At 69.2% G+C, this 18,140-nt stretch carries 18 protein-coding genes; 14 read left to right on the forward strand and 4 right to left on the reverse strand.

All coding sequences use genetic code 11. From position 1 onward, the window contains the following. Positions 1–8: 8 nt before the first annotated feature. Together HWY37_RS28610 and HWY37_RS28615 are read right to left on the reverse strand one after the other, a co-directional pair. Positions 9–1,208 carry an efflux RND transporter periplasmic adaptor subunit gene (locus HWY37_RS28610; protein WP_175210577.1) on the reverse strand — a complete coding sequence of 400 codons (1,200 nt, stop codon included), beginning with the start codon at positions 1,206–1,208 and terminating at the stop codon, positions 9–11. Between the two features lie 14 nt (positions 1,209–1,222). Further along, the gene (locus HWY37_RS28615; protein ID WP_176090346.1) at positions 1,223–2,473 is read right to left on the reverse strand and encodes a TolC family protein; all 1,251 of its coding nucleotides are present in this window, start codon (positions 2,471–2,473) and stop codon (positions 1,223–1,225) included. Between the two features lie 245 nt (positions 2,474–2,718). Between HWY37_RS28615 and HWY37_RS28620 the strand changes: the two genes are divergently transcribed. The 4 genes from HWY37_RS28620 (at position 2,719) to HWY37_RS28635 (ending at position 5,919) form a co-directional block, all read left to right on the forward strand. Then, positions 2,719–3,060 (forward strand): DUF4148 domain-containing protein, encoded by a 342-nt coding sequence (locus HWY37_RS28620; protein WP_176090347.1) that lies wholly within the window; start codon positions 2,719–2,721, stop codon positions 3,058–3,060. Between the two features lie 157 nt (positions 3,061–3,217). Continuing rightward, positions 3,218–3,907, forward strand: coding sequence for a heavy metal response regulator transcription factor (locus HWY37_RS28625; protein WP_175210574.1), 690 nt, complete (start codon positions 3,218–3,220; stop codon positions 3,905–3,907). Then, complete coding sequence (locus HWY37_RS28630; protein WP_175210573.1) at positions 3,907–5,247, forward strand: heavy metal sensor histidine kinase; 1,341 nt, start codon at positions 3,907–3,909, stop codon at positions 5,245–5,247. The genes HWY37_RS28625 and HWY37_RS28630 overlap by 1 nt, the downstream gene beginning before the upstream one ends. 198 nt (positions 5,248–5,445) lie before the next feature. Continuing rightward, entirely contained in the window at positions 5,446–5,919 is a 474-nt protein-coding gene (locus tag HWY37_RS28635; RefSeq protein WP_175210571.1) for a DUF4148 domain-containing protein, read from the forward strand. A 38-nt stretch (positions 5,920–5,957) separates the two neighbouring features. On the opposite strand, the gene HWY37_RS28640 is transcribed toward HWY37_RS28635, so the two are convergent. Continuing rightward, on the reverse strand, positions 5,958–6,929 hold the full coding sequence (locus tag HWY37_RS28640) for a Bug family tripartite tricarboxylate transporter substrate binding protein (protein WP_175210569.1): 972 nt from the start codon (positions 6,927–6,929) through the stop codon (positions 5,958–5,960). 130 nt (positions 6,930–7,059) lie between these two features. Between HWY37_RS28640 and HWY37_RS28645 the strand changes: the two genes are divergently transcribed. The 10 genes from HWY37_RS28645 to HWY37_RS28690 all read left to right on the forward strand — a co-directional run bounded on the left by HWY37_RS28645 (position 7,060) and on the right by HWY37_RS28690 (position 17,727). Further along, positions 7,060–8,004 (forward strand): LysR family transcriptional regulator, encoded by a 945-nt coding sequence (locus HWY37_RS28645; protein WP_175210567.1) that lies wholly within the window; start codon positions 7,060–7,062, stop codon positions 8,002–8,004. 124 nt (positions 8,005–8,128) lie between these two features. Then, positions 8,129–10,204: a hydantoinase/oxoprolinase family protein gene (locus tag HWY37_RS28650; protein ID WP_176090348.1), complete on the forward strand. Its 2,076-nt coding sequence runs from the start codon at positions 8,129–8,131 to the stop codon at positions 10,202–10,204. A 10-nt stretch (positions 10,205–10,214) separates the two neighbouring features. After that, entirely contained in the window at positions 10,215–11,951 is a 1,737-nt protein-coding gene (locus tag HWY37_RS28655) for a hydantoinase B/oxoprolinase family protein (protein WP_176090349.1), read from the forward strand. Next, positions 11,948–13,633, forward strand: a complete 1,686-nt coding sequence (locus HWY37_RS28660) for a thiamine pyrophosphate-dependent enzyme (protein WP_176090350.1) — start codon at positions 11,948–11,950, stop codon at positions 13,631–13,633. The genes HWY37_RS28655 and HWY37_RS28660 overlap by 4 nt, the downstream gene beginning before the upstream one ends. After that, positions 13,630–13,932 (forward strand): (2Fe-2S)-binding protein, encoded by a 303-nt coding sequence (locus tag HWY37_RS28665; RefSeq protein ID WP_176090351.1) that lies wholly within the window; start codon positions 13,630–13,632, stop codon positions 13,930–13,932. The genes HWY37_RS28660 and HWY37_RS28665 overlap by 4 nt, the downstream gene beginning before the upstream one ends. Beyond that, a complete protein-coding gene (locus HWY37_RS28670; RefSeq protein ID WP_176090352.1) occupies positions 13,923–15,311 on the forward strand; it encodes an FAD/NAD(P)-dependent oxidoreductase in 1,389 nt (462 codons plus the stop codon). Before HWY37_RS28665 ends, HWY37_RS28670 begins: the two co-directional genes overlap by 10 nt. Then, positions 15,308–16,426 (forward strand): NAD(P)/FAD-dependent oxidoreductase, encoded by a 1,119-nt coding sequence (locus tag HWY37_RS28675; RefSeq protein ID WP_176090353.1) that lies wholly within the window; start codon positions 15,308–15,310, stop codon positions 16,424–16,426. Before HWY37_RS28670 ends, HWY37_RS28675 begins: the two co-directional genes overlap by 4 nt. 80 nt (positions 16,427–16,506) lie before the next feature. Next, complete coding sequence (locus tag HWY37_RS28680; protein WP_176090354.1) at positions 16,507–16,764, forward strand: hypothetical protein; 258 nt, start codon at positions 16,507–16,509, stop codon at positions 16,762–16,764. Positions 16,765–16,866: 102 nt separating this feature from the next. Then, entirely contained in the window at positions 16,867–17,424 is a 558-nt protein-coding gene (locus HWY37_RS28685; protein WP_175206101.1) for a DUF4142 domain-containing protein, read from the forward strand. A gap of 66 nt (positions 17,425–17,490) precedes the next feature. Beyond that, positions 17,491–17,727 (forward strand): DNA-3-methyladenine glycosylase, encoded by a 237-nt coding sequence (locus tag HWY37_RS28690; protein ID WP_175206100.1) that lies wholly within the window; start codon positions 17,491–17,493, stop codon positions 17,725–17,727. Between the two features lie 12 nt (positions 17,728–17,739). Here HWY37_RS28690 and HWY37_RS28695 read toward each other — a convergent pair whose 3' ends face one another. Beyond that, a complete protein-coding gene (locus HWY37_RS28695) occupies positions 17,740–18,138 on the reverse strand; it encodes a PRC-barrel domain-containing protein (protein WP_176090355.1) in 399 nt (132 codons plus the stop codon). Between the last annotated feature and the right edge of the window lie 2 nt (positions 18,139–18,140).

The raw sequence follows: 18,140 nt of genomic DNA on the forward strand, positions 1-18,140 counted from the left end.
CCCCCGTCTCAGTGCGCATGCTCGGCGCCGGCCTTGCCCAGCTCCGACTTGAGGACGAAGGTGTTCTCGACGGCGTAGCGCGTGCCGGGCGCGAGGCCGGACAGGACCTCCACCCTGTCGGCCGAGGCCTTGCCCAGCTTCACCGGCTGGACCAGGAAGCCGCCTTCCACCTCGACGAATACGACGGGCTCGTTATCGACGGTCTGGACCGCGTCGGCAGCCACCGCAACCGCCGCGTCGGATTTCCGCGTCACCACGTCGACGGAAACGAAGAGCCCGGGACGCCAGGCCATGTCCGGGTTCTCCAGCGTGACGCGCGCGGTCGCCGTGCGAGTCTGCTGTCCGAGCAGGGAGCCGATGTAGGAGACGGTGCCCTCCGCCTTGCCGGAGAAGGCCGCGGAGCTGACGCTCGCGCTTTCGCCCACGCGCACGTCCTGCAGGTCCTTGGGCGCGATCACGAATTCGGCCCACACGGTGCGCAGGTCCGACAAGGTGAAGATGCTGGCGTTGTCGGGCAGGGCCTCGCCCAGCGCGATGTGCTTTTCCACCACCACGCCGTCGAAGGGCGCGCGGATCTCCAGGCTGCCCAGGTCCTTGGAGCGCGGCTCCGCGCCGACCGTGCGCAACTTCTGCTCCGCGTTCTGAACGGCGATTTCCGCCTCCTGCAGCGCGGTGCGGGCGGCCTGGTAGTCCTGCTCGGCAGAGACCTTCTCCTGCCACAGGCGCAGCTCGCGCTTGTGGGTCTGCGCCGCCAGGTCGCGCCGCTTAGCCGCCGCCAGCCATTCGCTGCGCAGCTCCGACAGCGCCGAGCTCGACAGCGTGGCCAGCAGGTCGCCCTTCCTGACCTGCTGGCCCAGGTCGGCCGACACGCCTTGCACCACCCCGGCCATGCGTGGCACCACGTGCGCGGTCCGGTCGGCGTTGAACTTGATCTCTCCCGGAAATTGCGCCGAGGTCGCCAGCACCGCGGGCGCGGCGGCTTCGGACTTGATGCCGGCCAGCGCGATCTGCTCGGGCGTCAGCGCGATTTTCTCCTTCTCGTTGGCGGACTCGCCGCCTGGCGCGGCCTGCTCGGTTTCGGCATGGCCGTGGTCCGCCTCGCCCGCGGCCTGCGCGGCGTAGGCCGGCGCCAGCAGCAGGGCCGCGCACAGGCTCGCCGCCGTGGCGGCCTTCGTCATGGGGTATCGCTTGTTTTTCTGTTCTGCCATTTCTTATGCTCGTTTCAACGTCCGAGAATGCGGTCGATATCGGCGGATGCCTGGTACACGGATGCCAGCACCGTCAGGTAGGCGATGTTTCCGTCGGATAAGGTGCGCTGCGCGTCCAGCACCTCCAGGAAGCCGAACTTGCCGGCTTCGAAGCCTTTGCGCGCCGCCTCATAGGCCTCTGTCGCGCCCGGCAGCACCGACTTGCGGTACTCGCGCGCGGAGCCCACGGCCAGGTCGAAGCGGCTGACGGCCTGCAGCAGCTGCGCCATCAGGCCGGACTCCAGTTCCCGGTACAGGTCCTGGGCCTTGTAGGCCTGCATGGAAGCGGCGTAGACATTGCCCTGGTTGCGGTCGAATATCGGCAACGGAATCGAAACCCCGAGCAGGGCCTTGTTGCGGCCCGCTTCGTTGTCGCGCGCCACGCCCGCGCTCAGCGTGACGTCCGGATAGCGCTTGCTTTTCTCCACCTCCAGCTGCGCGCGCCCCAGATCGACGGAGAGCTTTCCGCCCTGCATCTTGGGCGAGGCCGCAAGGGCCGAACGCAGCTCGTCGATGGGCGCCCGCTGCGGCAGCGCGTTCAGGTCTCCGCCCACGCTGGCGAAAGCGGGTTCGGCCTCGCCCCAGAGCAGGCCGAGCTTGCGGCGCGCATCCAGCAACGCCGCTTCCGCCGCGCGCGCCTCGATGCGCGCATTCGCCAGCGCCACCTGCGCCTTGCTGCCTTCCAGCGGCGGCGCCTTGCCGGCGGCCACGCGCCTCTCGGCCAGGCGCAGCGCGCCGCCAGCGATGTCCACGGTGCCGCGCGCCACGCGCACGGACTCCTGCGCCACCGCCACGTCGAAGAAGGCCGCGATGACCGCGGCCCGCAGGCCGGCACGCGCATCCTCTACGCCCTGGCGCGCCATATCGCGGGACAGTTCGGCCGCCTTGACGCGGGCCGCGCGCTTGCCGCCGGTTTCCACCGGCACGTTCAACATGGCGGTGGTGGTGCGCGTGGCCTTTTGCGTGTCGTCCACGCTTACGTCGATGGACGGGTTCGGCAGCACGCCGGCCTGCGCCAGCAAGCCCACGCTCGCCTCTGCTTCATTGCGCGCGGCCGAGAAGCCCGGATTGCGTTCAAGCGCGGCGGACAAGGCGCTTTCCAGCGTCAGCACGGCGCCGCCTTGCTCAAGAGGAACGGGAGTGCGGGTCCCGCCCGCGCCCTCGCCGGATGCAGGCGAGGCGATCAACAAGGCCGCAAGCGTCAGCGGCAGTACGGATAAGCGCATGGTTCAACCAAGAGAGACCTGGACGGAAATTGAGTGCGAGCCGGCAATGTATCCAGGCCCCCTCGTCAATCGGCCGACAGAAAAATGACAATTCCGTAAGGTCCGCGCGCCTTACAAAATCGTAATCAGGGTGTCTGCGAATTGACGGGCTGGGCTACGTAGAGTGTCACCGTCGCTACACAAAAAACGTGTATGCGCCGGCCGGGCGGACTCGCCCGGCGGACCGCTCAACCAAGGAGATACTCATGAAGATCCGCACCGTTTCCGCCGCCCTCGTCCTGGGTTCGGCGCTTGCCCTGCCCTACGCCGCTCAAGCGTCGGGAACCTGGCATCAGACCAATACGGAAATCGGCTACGCCATCGCGCCGGACCATGCCGCGCCCGGCAAGACCCGCGATGAGGTCAAGGCCGAACTGGCCGAGGCCAAGTCCGATCCCAAGCAATGGTTCCTGACCAATCTGAACCTGGGCAAGCCGGGCTGGGCCAAGCAGGGCACCTCGCGCACCCGCGCCGACGCGATGGCGGAAATCCAGGCCCAGACCCCGGCCGAGCGCGCGCGCCTGGCCGAGATCTACACGCCGGGCTGAGCGCGCAAGGGGCCCGGCATGCCTGCCGCCGGCCCGCAACGCCCGCAGGGCGGCCCGGCCGCCCTCTGCGCGCGTTTCTTGCGCCCGACCGATTGCGCCTAGAATAGGACGCAGAATCCGAGGACTTCCGCGCACTTTTTTTGTTGACCCCGCTGATATGAAAGTACTCGTAATCGAAGACGAAAAAAAACTCGCCGAGTACTTGCGGCGAGCGCTGACCGAACACAATTACGTGGTCGATGTGGCCCACGACGGCGTCACCGGCCTGCACCTGGTGCGCGAAGGCCAATACGACCTCGTCCTGCTGGACGTGATGCTGCCCGCCATGGACGGATTTTCCGTCCTCTCTGAAATCCGCAAGACCAGCCGCGTGCCGGTCCTGATGCTGACGGCGCGCGACAAGCTCGAAGACCGGGTCAAGGGCCTGCGCGACGGCGCGGACGACTATCTGGCCAAGCCCTTCGCCCTGTCGGAACTGCTGGCCCGCGTGCTGGCGTTGGGCCGCCGCAGCGGCCAGGGCCAGCCCGACAACATCGGCCAGAACGTGCTGCGCATCGAAGGCCTGGAACTGGACCTGCTGCGCAGGCGCGCCACCCGCGACGGCTTGCGGCTGGACCTGACGGCCAAGGAATTCACGCTGCTGGCGCTGCTGATGCGCAAGCAGGGCGAGGTCCTGTCGCGCCTGGAACTGGCCGAGCAGGTCTGGGACATCAATTTCAACAGCAACACGAACGTGGTCGAGGTCGCGATCCGCCGCCTGCGCGGGAAGGTCGACGAGCCTTTCGACAAGAAGCTGCTGCACACCGTGCGCGGCATGGGATACGTGCTGGAACTGCGGAGCGATTGATGCCCCCGGGCCGGCATCCCAAGTCGCTGCGCCGCTGGCTGTCGCGCTGGCTGGCGATACAGACCTTCATCGCGCTGGGCCTGGTTTGCGCCGCGGTCTATTACGCGACCAATCTCAACCTGGCCAGCCGGCAGGAAGCGCTGCTGCAGCAGAAGGTGGAAGTCGTGCGCCATCTGGTGGAAGAGAACGCCGCCAGCCAGGACTCCACCCGCCTGCGCCACAAGCTGAGCGACTTCTTCTACGGCCGTCCCGACTTCTCGCTGGTGCTGGAGATCGACGGCGAGCGGGTCTATTACGGCAGCCCCATTGCCGGCGACGACGACACCGCGCACGAACGCCGCATCGCCTTTTCGCTGCCCCTGCCCGGCGCGCCGGGCGACGCCATGAACGCGGAGCTGGTGCTGGACATCTCATCCGACATCCGCCTGCGACGCGCCCTGGCCTGGACGCTGTTCGCCTGCGCGCTGGCGGGCGCGATCGTCGTGGCCGCGGTGGGCACGCTGCTGGTGCGCAGGGGCCTGGCCCCGCTGGATGCGCTGGGGCGGCAGGCGGCGCAGCTGTCCCCCGACCGCATCGGCGAAAGGCTGGACGAAAGCGGCCAGCCCACCGAGATCCGGCCGCTGGTGCGCCAGTTCAACGCCGTGCTGCAACGCCTGGAACGCGCCTACGTGCAGATGGAAGGATTCAACGCAGACGTCGCCCACGAGATGCGCACGCCGCTGGCCACGCTGATCGGCGAGACCGAGCTGGCGCTGAGCACCCGCCCGTCGCCGCAGGCGCTGCGCGAAACGCTGGGATCCAACCTGGAAGAGCTGCAGCGCATCTCCAGCATCGTCAACGACATGCTGTTCCTGTCGCAGGCCGACCGCGGCGCGCAGGCCAGGGGCGCCTGGCAGGCCAGCCTGGCCGGCATCGTCCAAGAAGTCACGCAGTACCACGAGGCCGAGGCGCTGGACGCGGGCGTGGAGATCGCCGTGGTCGGCGACGCGCCGGCCCAGGTCGACCGCACGCTGTTCCAGCGGGCCGTGTCGAACCTGGTCTCCAACGCGGTGCGCTATGCCGAGCCAGGCAGCGTGATCGAGGTCGAGATCGCACGTGGCGAGCCCGGCGAAGTCCTGCTGGCGGTGCGCAACGCCGGCGAACCCATACCGGAAGAACACCTGCCGCGGCTCTTCTACCGCTTCTACCGCAGCGACGCCGCGCGCGAGTTCGACGCCAACCACCATGGGCTGGGGCTGGCCATCGTCGCGGCCATCGCCCGCATGCATGGCGGACGCAGCTTCGCCCGCTCGGCCAACCGGATCACGACGATAGGCTTCAGCATCGCGACCGGCGCCTGAGGCCGCGTGCGCGGCGCGGCGGCCACATTACAGAAAGCTAATCTGCCTGTCCGGATTCTGTCCGTACCCCCTCCATAGAATCTTTCCATGCCCCTGACGAGCCCGTTGCGATAGCGGCTTGCAGGGCTTCGGCCTCGAGGAGACGAACCTGTCTTCTTCCGATTTTCACGAGCGCCGAAACTGTTTTATGGAGAAATCATGAACCGTCTGTCCCTGTTGATTCTCGCCGTTTCCGTTGCCGTGGCAGCGCCGGCGGTCCAAGCCGAAACCAAGACCCGCGAACAGGTCAGGATCGAGCTCGAACAGGCGAAGAACGCCGGCCAGGTCACGTTCGGCGAACTAGACTATCCGCCGTCCATCGCGCCGTCCGCGTCCGGCAAGACGCGCGAGCAGGTCGCTGCCGAACTGCAGCGCGCCAAGGCCGCCGGCCTGGTCACCTACGGCGAGCAGGACTACCCGCCGCCGCAGCCGCGCGGCGCGTCGAAGACGCGCGCCGAAGTGCGCGCCGACCTGGCCTTGTGGAAGCGCTCGGGCATGGCGGCGCTCTATCGCGGATCGCAAGGACCGGACGTGTTCAGCCGCAAGTACCGCGAGCGCTACGCCGAATACGTGCGGATGCGCACGGGCGCGGAGTACCAGCAGCAGCTGGAGATCGAGAACCGCAAGCAGTGATGGCGGCAGGCGCGCGGCATGGCGCCGCGCGCCGTCCCTCACATCGGCTTGAGATCGACCTCTTTGGCGATCTTGCCGAAGGTTTCCAGATCGTTCTTCACCCGCGCCGTGGTTTCGGCCGGCGTGGACACGCGCGGGATCATCGCCAGGTCCAGCAGGCGCTGCTTCATTTCAGGCTTGGCGAACTCGCGCGCCAGGGCCTGCTGGATCTTGTCGATGATGGCGTCCGGCGTGCCCTTGGGCGCGGCCAGGCCGAACCAGGCCACGGCCGAGAACCCCGGCAGGCCGGCTTCGGGCGCGGTGGGCACGTCCGGCAAGGCCGCCACGCGCTCCGGGTTGGTGACGAACAAGGGGCGCACCTTGCCCGCCTTGATGAAGGGCGTCTGCACGCCGGTGTTGTCCAGCACCGCGTCGATATGGCCGCCCAGCAGATCGTTCATGGCCGGGCTGCTGCCCTTGTAGGGCACGATGTTGACCTGCATGCCCGCGGCGCGGGCGAACATGAGCTGGGTCAGGTGCTGCTGCGTGCCCAGGCCGGCGTTGCCGAAGGTGATCTTGTTGGGATTCTTGCGGCCGTAGTCGATGAACTCCTGCAGGTTCTTGGCCGGGAACTCATTGTTCGTGACCACCACGAAAGGCAGGTCGACCAGCACCGTGATCTGCTTGAAGTCTTCCAGCGGCTTGTAGCGCAGCTTGTAGACGTAGGGGTTGACGGCCATGGTGCCGCTGGCGGTCAGCGCCAGCGTGTAGCCGTCCGGCTCGGCGCGCGCCACGTACTCGGTGCCCAGCACGCCGCCGGCGCCCGCCTTGGCCTCGACGATGGCCGGCTTGCCCAGCTCGGTCTGCAGGGCCTGCGCCGCGAAGCGCGCCAGCATGTCGGCGGACCCGCCGGTGGCGTACGGAAGAATGATCGTGATCGGCTTACTGGGATAGCTGTCCGCGGCCAGCGCGGGTGTGGCGATCCCGGCCGCCAGACAGGCAGCGGCCAGAGTTTTCAGGTACTTAACCATCTATGAGTTCCCCTCGTTGTGTAACGACTGCGCTTGCACCCGGGGAAGAGTAAGCGGTCCCGTGTTATATGGCTAATCAACAATTAAAATAGATCTTCATCACCAACGTTGATAACCAACCGGGACTGCGATGCTGACCTCCATGGACCTGAACCTGCTGCGCATCTTCGACGCGGTCATGACCGAACGCAATGTGACGCGCGCGGCGTCCGCCCTGCACATGACCCAGCCCGCGGTCAGCAATGCCATCAACCGGCTGCGGCTGACGCTGAAGGATCCGCTGTTCGTGAAGATCCAGGGCGGCGTGCTGCCGACGCAGCGCGCCGAGCTGCTATGGCCGCCGATCCGCGACGCGCTGGCCCGTATCGCCGACACCCTGGAACGCAACGATTTCGATCCGGCGCGCTCCGAGGCCGTGTTCCGCATGGCCATGTCCGACTATGTGGCGGACCAGGTGATCCGGCCGCTGTTCGTAGAGCAGCAGACGGTGGCGCCCAATGTCCGCATCCACCTGCATCCCTACTCGCTGGACAACGCCGGTGTGCTGCTGGAGAAGGGCGAGGTCGACATGGCGGCCGGCGTCTATTCGAATTTCGGCTCGTCCCTGCGCACCCTGCCGCTGGAAACGCTGACCTACGTCTGCGCCATGCGCAAGGGCCATCCGCTGCTGGCGCAGCCGCGCTTCACCCTGGACAGCTTCCTGCGCGCGCGGCACCTGATGGTCAGCCTGCTGGGCACGCCGACCCTGATCGACCATGAGCTCGCGCCCCATGGCTACAAGCGCAACGTGGTGCTCACCATCAACCAGTTCGCGCTGGCCCCGCGCCTGCTGGCCGAGACCGACCTGATCTGCGTGGTGCCGCTGAACACCGTGCGCAACAGTCCCTACAGCCATCTGCTGGAAGCGGTCGTAGCGCCCTTCCCCTTCGCCCAACGCACCGTCAATCTGATCTGGCACGAGCGCTCGGACAATATCCCCGCGCACCGCTGGCTGCGGGAAGAGATCCTCAAGGTCTGCCAGGCGCAGGGGATGGTGTTCGACCAGGCGCAGCCTGCGGAATCCCACCCTTACTGAACTATAATTCACCAAAATGATAATGCCTGATACCGATCATTGATTGGACCGAATGATGGGGCATCAATAGGATTCTGGTCATCCCACTCCCGGCGCCTTGTGCGCCAGCATCCTGGAGACCAGCGTGACCCAGACCGCATCCGCCCCGGGCGCCCGCCGTTTTCGCGTCGGCTTCGACGTAGGCGGCACGTTCACCGATTTCACCCTGCTAGCCGAGCACACCGGTGAACTGCATTACTTCAAGGTGCCTTCGACACCGCACGATCCATCCGAGGCCATCCAGTCCGGCTTGGCCCACCTGATCCGCGAACACGAAATCGCAGGCTCGGAACTGGCGCACGTGGGGCATGGCACCACCGTCGCCACCAATATGGTGATCGAACGCAGGGGCTCGCGCTGCGCCCTGGTCACCACGCGCGGTTTTCGCGACGTGCTGGAGATCGGCCGGCAGACGCGCCCCCACCTGTACGACTACAACGTCACCAAGCCGCAGCCGCTGGCGCCGCGCGAATGGCGCTTCGAGATCACCGAGCGCATCGGCGCCGACGGCGCCGTGCTGCAGGCGCTGAACGAGGACGAGGTGGTGGCCGTGGCGCGCGAGCTGGCCGCGGCCGGCATCGAGTCAGTAGCCATCTGCTTCATGCACAGCTACCGCAACGATGCACACGAGCGCCGCACCCGCGACATCCTGGCCGAGCACCTGCCCAACGCCTACCTGAGCGTGTCCAGCGAGATCTTGCCGGAATTCCGCGAGTACGAGCGCATGTCGACCACCGCGCTCAACGCCTACGTCGGCCCGCGCATGGCCGGGTACATGCGCAACCTGGTGAGCTCCGTGCGCGCCATGGGCGTGGCCGCCGAGCCGACCACCGTGCACTCCAATGGCGGCCTGATGTCGGTGGATTCGGTGCTGACCGCGCCCGTGCGTACCTGCGTGTCCGGCCCTGCCGCCGGCGTGATCGGCGCGGCGGAACTGGGCCGCGTGGCGAACCTCCCCAACCTCATCACCTTCGACGTGGGCGGCACCAGCACCGACGTGTCGCTGGTGGCGGGACTGCGGCCGCTGTTCACTTCCAGCCGCCTGGTGGCCGACTATCCGGTCAAGACCCAGATGGTGGACGTGCACGTCATCGGCGCGGGCGGCGGCAGCATCGCCCGCATCGACGACGCGGGCGCCCTGAAGGTCGGCCCGCAAAGCGCGGGTGCGGTGCCCGGTCCCATCGCCTACAACCGCGGCGGCCAGGTCGTGACCATCACCGACGCGCACGTGGTGCTGGGGCGCCTGAATCCGGTGGCTTTGCTGGAAGGCCGCATGGCCGTCCATGCCCGCCAGGCGCGCGAAGCGCTGGAGGCGCAGATCGCCCGCCCGCTGGGGCTGAGCGTGGAGGAAGCGGCCTACGGCATCCTGCGCATCGCCAACTCCAACATGGCGCGCGCGGTGCGCGCGGTCTCGACCGAGCGCGGCCACGACATCCGCAAGTTCGCCCTGTGCGCCTTCGGCGGCGCGGGCGGCCTGCACGCCGCGGAACTGGCGCGGGACTGCGGCATCGGCACCCTGCTGATTCCGCAGGAGCCCGGCACCATGTGCGCGCGCGGCATCCTGCTGTCCGATATCTCCATGGACTTCGTACAGACGCTGATGGCCTACGGCACCGCCGACGGCTGGGCCGCCGTGCGGCAGGCGCTGGACGCGCTGGCCGGCAAGGCGCGCGCCTGGCTGTCCAGCGAAGGCGTGGACGACGCGCAGCAGCGCCTGTCCGCCGTCATCGACGCCCGCTACCAGGGCCAGAACTTCGAGATCGCGGTGCCGCTGGACGGCATGCGGCTGATGCCGCTGGAGGAATTCATCGCGGCCTTCAGCGCGGCACACGTGCGCGAGTATGGCTACGACGCGGCCGGCCGCCAGGTCGAGATCGTCAACTGCCGGGTCCGCGCCACCGGCCTGGTGCCGCGCGCGCCGCTGGCCCGCGTGGCAGGCGGCGCCAGCCTGGCCGGCGCCTTGAAGGAACGCCGCCAGGTCTATTTCGAGGGAGCGGGATGGGTCGACACGCCCATCCTGCGCCGCGCCCTGCTGCCGGTGGATGCGCCGGTGGACGGGCCGGCCGTGATCGAGGAAATGAGCTCGACCACCGTCGTGCTGCCGGGCCAGCAGGCGCGCGCCGACGAATACGGCAACCTCATCGTCAACCTCAATCCCTAAGGCGCCCCCCATGACCACCTCATCGATTTCCGCCGCCGGCACGGACACCTTCGACCCCATAGAAATGGAGGTCTTCAGCAACCGCCTGCTGTCCATCACCGAGGAAATGGGCAACACCCTGATCCGCTCGTCCTTTTCCACCAACATCAAGGAGCGCAAGGACTGCTCCGTGGCGCTGTTCGACGCGGCCGGCCGCCTGGTGGCGCAGGCCGCCCACGTGCCGGTGCACCTGGGCTCGCTGTCCGGCGGCATCGACGCCGTGCTGCGGCGCTATGGCGCGGCCGGCGTGCGGCCGGGCGACGCCTTCCTGTGCAACGACGCCTATCTGGCGGGTGGCACCCACGCGCCCGACATCACGGTCATCACGCCCATCTTCCACGATGGCGTGCTGCGCTTTTTCGCCGCCAACATCGGCCACCATACCGACGTGGGCGGCGCCGTCCCCGGCTCGACCTCGCACCACCTGAAGACCGTCTGGGAGGAAGGCATACGCCTGCCCGCCATGCGCATCGTGCGCGAAGGCGAGCTGGACCTGGACCTGCTGGAAATGATCGCGCACAACACCCGCGAACCCGACAACCGGATGCACGACATCCGCGCCCAGATCGCCACCAACGACAAGGGCGCGAAGCTGATGCTGGACCTGGTGCAGCAATCCGGACTGCAGACCGTGCTGTCCGCCATCGACAGCATCATGCTGTACACGGAGCGGCGCCTGCGCAACCGCATCGCGCAATTGCCCGAGGGCACCTATTCCTTCACCGAGCGCATGGACGACGACGGCATGGGCGGCGACCCGGTCACCATCCAGGCCAATGTGCACGCGCGCGACGGCCAGCTCTATGTGGACTTCACCGGCACCGGCAAGCAGGCGCGCGGCGCCTTCAACCTGCCCGCCAGCGCCCTCAACGCCAGCGTCTACTTCGCCGTGAAGGCCATGCTCGATCCCGAGCTCATGCCCAACAACGGCCTGTTCCAGCCCATCACCATCACCGCCCCCGAAGGCACCATCACCAACCCGCGCTTTCCGGCGGCGGTGGGCGCGCGCGTGACCACCGCGCAGCGCGTGGCCGGCACGGTCATCGGCGCCCTGGGCCAGCTGCTTCCGCCCGACCGCGCCATGGCCTCGTGCAACGACGTCATGCCCTCGATGCTGTTCTCCGTGCCCATGCAGGACGGCAAGGGCACCTTCGTCTATCTGGAAACCCTGGGCGGCGGCGCGGGCGGACGCGCTCAGGGCGACGGCATGGACGGCATCCAGGTGCACGTGACCAATACCTCCAACCTGCCCGCCGAGGCGCTGGAGATCGAATACCCGCTGCTGGTCGAGGAATACGCGCTGGTCAACGACAGCGGCGGCGCCGGCCGCCACCGCGGCGGCATGGGCATCGCCCGCCAGATCCGCTCGCTGCACGAGCAACTGATCTGCACCATCCGCTGCGACGCGGCGCTGTTCGGCGCCGCCGGCCTGAACGGCGGATTGCCGGGAGGCACCTCGCGCGTGGTGCAGAACCCGGGCCGCGCGGACGAGCAGCGCCTGCCCAACAAGATCGCCGGACATGCCCTGGCCAGCGGCCAGTCGGTGCGCCTGGAAACGCCTGGAGGCGGCGGCTACGGCGCGCCGGCCGAGCGCGGCGCGGCCGCCATCCGCAACGACGTACTGGGCGGCAAGGTCAGCCGCGCCGCGGCCGAGCGCGACTATGGCGCCGAACGCGTGGCGCGGGCGTTGCAGGGAGACGCGGCATGAGCGCGTCCGCCCCGGCCCCGCGCAGCGGCGGCGAACTGCTGGTCGCGCAGTTGCAGGCCTATGGCGTGGAGCGCGTGTTCATGGTGCCGGGCGAGAGCTTCCTGCCCTGCATCGACGCGCTCCATGCCCGGCGCGACCTGATCGAAACCGTGGTCTGCCGGCAGGAAGGCGGCGCGGCCTACATGGCGGAAGCCCACGGCAAGCTGAGCGGCCAACCGGGCATCTGCTTCGTCTCGCGCGGCCCGGGCGCGACCAACGCCGCCATCGGCGTGCACACCGCCCGCGAAGACTCCACGCCCATGATCCTGTTCATCGGCCAGGTGGGAAGCGACACCGTAGACCGCCAGTGCTTCCAGGAAGTGGACTACCGCGCCATGTACGCGCCGCTGGCGAAATGGGTCGCGCAGATCGAACGCGCCGACCGCATCCCGGAATACCTGGCACGCGCCTGGGCCATCGCCACCGGCGGCCGGCCGGGGCCGGTCGTGCTGGCCTTGCCGGAAGACATGCTGGCCAGCCTGGCGCATGCCGAACTGGCCGCTCTGCCGCCCGCGCCCCGGTCGCAGCCCGCCGTTGCCGACATGCAGCGCCTGCGCGAATTGCTGGAAGCGGCCGAACGCCCCCTGCTGCTGCTCGGCGGCTCGCGCTGGCCGGACGCCGCGCGCCTCGCCGTGCGCGACTTCGCGCTGCGCTTCGACCTGCCCGTGGCCACCGCCTGGCGCCGCCTGGAACTGTTCGACAATGACCATCCCAATTTCGTCGGCCAGGTCAGCGCCAGCATGCCCGCGCACCAGAAGCGCGCCGTCATGGACAGCGACCTGGTGATCGCGCTGGGCACGCGCCTGTGCGAGCCCACCACCATCAACTATGAATGGCTGGCCTCGCCCACGCCGCGCCAGACGCTGGTGCACATCCACCCCGACGCCAACGAGATCGGGCGGCTGTGCCTGCCGGCGCTGGGCATTGTCGCCAGCGTGGACGGCTTCGCCCAGGCCGCCGCGCAATTGACGCCGACGCCGGGCTGGCGGCCGCGCCGCCGCGGTTCCGAGGCCGCGGCGCCCGCGCCCACGCTGTCGCCCACGCCCGGCCCGCTGGACCTGAACGCGGCGGCGCGCCACGTCGCCGCCACCTTGCCGCCGCAAGCCTGCGTCACGGTGGGCGCGGGCAACTATGCGCTCTACGCGCACCGCCACATCGCGTTCAAGGGCCCCGGCAGCCAGCTGGCGCCCGCGGTCGGCGCCATGGGTTACGGCCTGCCGGCGGCCATCGCGGCCAAGCTGCGCCGCCGCGATGCGCCGGTCATCTGCTTCGCCGGCGACGGCTGCTTCCAGATGACCATGCAAGAACTGGCCACCGCCGCGCAGTACCGGCTGGGCATCGTGGTCCTGGTGTTCAACAACGGGCTGTTCGGCACCATCCGGCTGCACCAGGAACGCGCCTATCCCGGCCGCGCCCTGGCCACCGACCTGGTCAACCCCGACTTCGCGCTGCTGGCGCGCAGCTATGGCGGCTACGGCGCCGCGGTCGAGCGCAGCGAGGATTTCGCGCCGGCCTACGACGCCGCGCTGGCCTATGCGCGGGAACATCGCATGCCGGCCATCGTCGAGCTGCGCTACGACGCCGACATCATCCTGCCCGACCGCACGCTCTCGCAGCTGCGGCCGGCGGAGACAGCTGCATGAAGCCGCTGCTGCGCCGCGTATCGGCGCCCGCCTCGCCGCCCTTACGGCTGAGCTGGAATGGCCAGCCGCTGCAGGCGCACGAAGGCGACACCGTGCTGACGGCCGTGCTGCTGGCCCAGCAACAACTGCGCATCACGCTGGGCGCAGGCGCGCCGCGCGCAGGCTTCTGCCTGATGGGCGCCTGCCAGGACTGTTGGTTGCAGACGGCCGCCGGAGCACGCCTGCGCGCCTGTACCACCCAGGCCGAGGACGGCATGGTCCTGGTCAGCGCCTTGCCTGGAGAACTCCCATGCCCTTGAATCCGCCCGGCTCCAGCGGCGCGCCGCGCATGGTGGTGGTAGGCGCCGGCCCGGCCGGCGTACGCGCCGCGCAGACCCTGCTGCGCCACGGCGTGCGCCCGGTGATCGTCGACGAGGCCGCCCGGGCCGGCGGCCAGATTTACCGCCAAGGCGCTGCGCCGCGCGGCAGCGCGCGCCAGCGCTACGGGTTCGAATGGCGCCGTGCGCAGGCCATCCACGCCGCCGGCGCCGACCTCGCCGCCCGCGCCGACTATCTGGCGGGCACGGCGGTCTGGAATGCCGCGCCAGGCAACCTGGACCTGGTCCGCGATGGCGCACTGGAAACGCTGCCCTATTCCCGTCTGCTGCTGGCCACCGGCGCCACCGACCGCGTGCTGCCCTTCGCGGGCTGGACCTTGCCCGGCGTCTACTCGCTGGGCGGCGCGCAGATCGCGCTGAAAAGCCAGAACTGCGTGTTCGGACCGCGCATCGTGTTCGCCGGCACCGGCCCCCTGCTCTACCTGGTCGCCTACCAATACGCGCGCGCCGGCGCCCAGGTGCAGGCAGTGTTGGACAGCGCCCCCATGAGCGGCCAGGCCCGCGCCGTGCCGGCGATGCTGAACCAGCCCGCCATGCTGGCCAAGGGCCTGTATTACCTGGGCTGGCTGCGGGCCCGCGGCGTGCCCGTGCACCACGGCGCGCAACTGGAATCCGCACAGGGCGCATCCCGGGTCGAGGGCGTGCGCGCCCGCATCGGCGGCGAGACACGCCTGATCCCTTGCGACGCGCTGGCCGCGGGCCACGGACTGCGCGCGGAAACCCAGCTGGCCGATCTGCTGGACTGCGCCTTCGAATTCGATCCGGCCCAGCGCGCCTGGCTGCCGCGCCGCGACGCCGACGGCCGCAGCTCGGTAGCCGGCGTCTACCTGGCCGGCGACGGAGCTGGCATAGGCGGCGCGGTTTTGGCCGAGCTGGCGGGCGAGCGCGCCGCGCTGGCCATGCTGGCCGACAGCGGCATCACAGTCAGCCCGGCCAGGGTGCGGGCGCTGGCCCGCCGGCAGGCCCGGCTGGCGCGCTTCCGCCACGGCCTGGACCGGGCCTTTCCGCTGCCCGGCGCGGGCGGCGGTTGCGACGACGCGGTCATGGTCTGCCGCTGCGAGGAAGTGAGCGCGGGCGCCTTGCGCGCCGCCGCCAGGGAGTACGCCATCGACGATCTCAACCGGCTGAAGGCGCTGACGCGCATAGGCATGGGCCTGTGCCAGGGGCGCATGTGCCAGGCCGGCGCCGCCGAGCTGCTGGCCGACTGCCGCGGCGTGGCGCTGGCGGACATAGGCCGCCTGCGCGGCCAGGCGCCGGTCAAGCCCTTGAACCTCGCCATGCTGGGCAAGGTGGAATCATGACCCCTCTGCACACGGAAGTGGCCATCATCGGCGCCGGCCTGGTGGGCGCCAGCGCCGCCCTGGCGCTGCGCCGCGCCGGCGTCGCCACCGCGCTGATCGATAGCGGCGCAAGCGGCGCCCGCGCCAGCGGCGTCAATTTCGGCGGCGTGCGGCGGCAGGGCCGCTCCATCGAGCAGCTCTACCTGGCGCAGCGTGCCCACGGCATCTGGGCGCGCCTGCCCGAACTCATCGGCACCAGCGCCGAATACGTGCGCAGCGGCCACCTGAAGCTGGCCCGCACCGCAGCCGACCTGGACAAGCTCTGCGCCTACCGCGACAAGGTGCGCGATTTCGACCTGGGCCTGGAGATCATCGAGGGCGCCGAATTGCGCCGCCGTTATCCCGCGCTGAGCCCGGACATCGTGGGCGGCTCGCTCTGCCCGGAGGACGGCCAGGCCAATCCGCGCCTGGTCGCTCCCGCCTTCGCGCTGGCCGCCGCGCGCGCCGGCGCCAGCGTGCTCGAACATTGCGCCATCGCCCATGCGGACACCCAGGGCGGCGATTTCCTGTTGACGGCGGCCGACGGCCGGCGCATCCGCGCCGCCACGGTCATCAACGCGGCGGGCGCCTGGGGCGCCGCGGTCGCGGGCTGGTTCGGCGACCATCTGCCCTTGCAGGTCAAGTATCCGACCATGCTGGTCACCGAGCCACTCACACCCCAGATAGGCGTGTCGCTGGGGGTGGAAGGCGGCGGTTTCTACGCCCGCCAGGTGGCGCGCGGCAATATCGTCATGGGCGGCGGCTACGGCACGGCCTTGCCCGGCGACCGCAGCCGCCCCGGCCGCGCGGCGCTGGCCGGACTTGGCCTTGCGGCGCCCGCCGTCCTGCCCGCCCTGGCCTGCGCCAGCGTCATCCGCTGCTGGTCGGGCATCGAAGGCTACTTCGCCGACAAGAATCCCGTCATCGGCTTCAGCCCCCGGGTGCCGCGCCTGCTGCACGCCTTCGGCTTCTCGGGCGGGGGCTTCCAGATCGCGCCGGCGGTGGGCGAGGTCATCGCCGAAATGGCCACGGGCCGAGGCGGCCTGATGATGGCCGAGCGCTACTCGGCCAGCCGTTGGGAGGCGGCGGCGGGATAGCGTCGACGCGCCAGCCGGGCATGCCGCTTGCTGCGCTGCTTGCTGTCGCCCGCCCCATCGCGGCCATCCGGAGTATCGCCATGACCCGCCCCCGCGTTTTCCCTCCCGCCGAAAACGGCGTCGAAGAATCCAGCCGCCCCGACCTGGGCCCGAGCGATTCCTCGGACTCGGCCAGCGACCTGCCGCCGGATCTGGTCCATACGGACAGCGACGCGCAGGGTACCGGGGATCGTGAAAGCGCCAATCCACGCGACCGCGACCACGAGGGCGCGGACATCGCCGCCGACCGCGTCACCGACGCGGAGCATGCCGGCGTCGTGCGCAAGCGCCCGGGCTAGCCCCACGACGCAGCGCCGAAACGCTGCCAGGCATGGCAATTGCTGGCCCGCTATCGGCATTGCGCTCTCGCCGAGAGCCCCGCAGCTTATCTGGAGGTTCCCATGAAAACCCGTTACCTGACCGCCGCCATCCTCTCCTGGACGGCGCTGGCCGCCGCCCAGGCGCAAACGGCGCCGCCCCCTGCCCCCGCAGCCGCCTCGGAGGCGAAACTCGACAGCGCCGACCGCGACTTCCTGGAAAGCGCGGCCGAGGCCGGTCAGACGGAAATCGCGGGCAGCAAGCTTGCCCTGGAGAAGGCCCGCAGCCCGGACATCAAGGCCTATGCGCAGAAGATCATCGATGACCACGGCAAGGCCGGCCAGCAGTTGGCGTCGCTGGCCCAAAGCAAGGGATACGAAGCTCCCGGCGAGCCCTCCCTGGTGCAGAAGGCCAAGCTGAAGGCCCTGGGGCTGCGGGATGACAGCTTCGACTCGGCCTACATCGATGAAATCGGCGTATCCGCGCACCAGGATGCGGTGAAGCTCTTCACAGAGGCTTCCAATGAAGCCAAGGACCCCGACGTCAGACAGTTCGCCATACAGACCCTGCCGGTGCTGCAACAGCACCTGGACAAGGCGACCGAGCTGCAACAGCAGCAGGCCAACGCGTCCAAGAAATAAGCCCCGCCGGCTCCGGCGCAAACCGCAGGTGTAGCCAGACCAATACGCCTGCCGCAGGACACGCATATGGATCATGAGGAACTATTGGCCCAGATGATCGCCACGCCAGCGGCGGATCGGAGTTTCCATGAATGGCCCGAAGTGCTGGCCAACTACGCGGAATGCCTCGCGGCGCTCCAGTTGCGGCTGCGGCGCGAGGAGATGGAGGAGCTCATCCGGGTAGGCGCCGACTTCTACCGCACGCTGGCGCGCGCCGAACAATACCGGCGCGCGTCGGTGTGGGACGGCAACACGCCGCCCTAGCCGTCCAGCGGTTTACCAGTAAGGATCCTGGTTGTAATACTTGTGCAGGCTCGTGGCCCAGGTTTCGTCCGCCATCCTGGGCCAGTCGTCCTTGTCGAAACCAGGCGCGTTCTTCAGGACTTCCTTGTCCACGTTCAGGATGAAGCGCTTGTTGTCCGTGTCCAGCGTCAGGGCCGACCAGGGAATGGCGTAGAGCTTGTCGCCCATGCCCAGTATGCCGCCGCGGGACAACACCGCGTAGGCAACCCGGCCGCGCGGCACGTCGATCATGATGTCCTTGATGAACCCCAGCCCTTCCCCTGCCCCATTGACGACGTCGTTGCCCTCCAGGGTATCCGCCGCCATGACTTCAGGACCGGGCCCCGAGCCCGCGCCCTTGAATTCGCCAACGATATTGGTCTGATGCTCCATGC

Source organism: Achromobacter anxifer, assembly GCF_903652925.1.
GTDB lineage: Bacteria > Pseudomonadota > Gammaproteobacteria > Burkholderiales > Burkholderiaceae_B > Achromobacter > Achromobacter anxifer.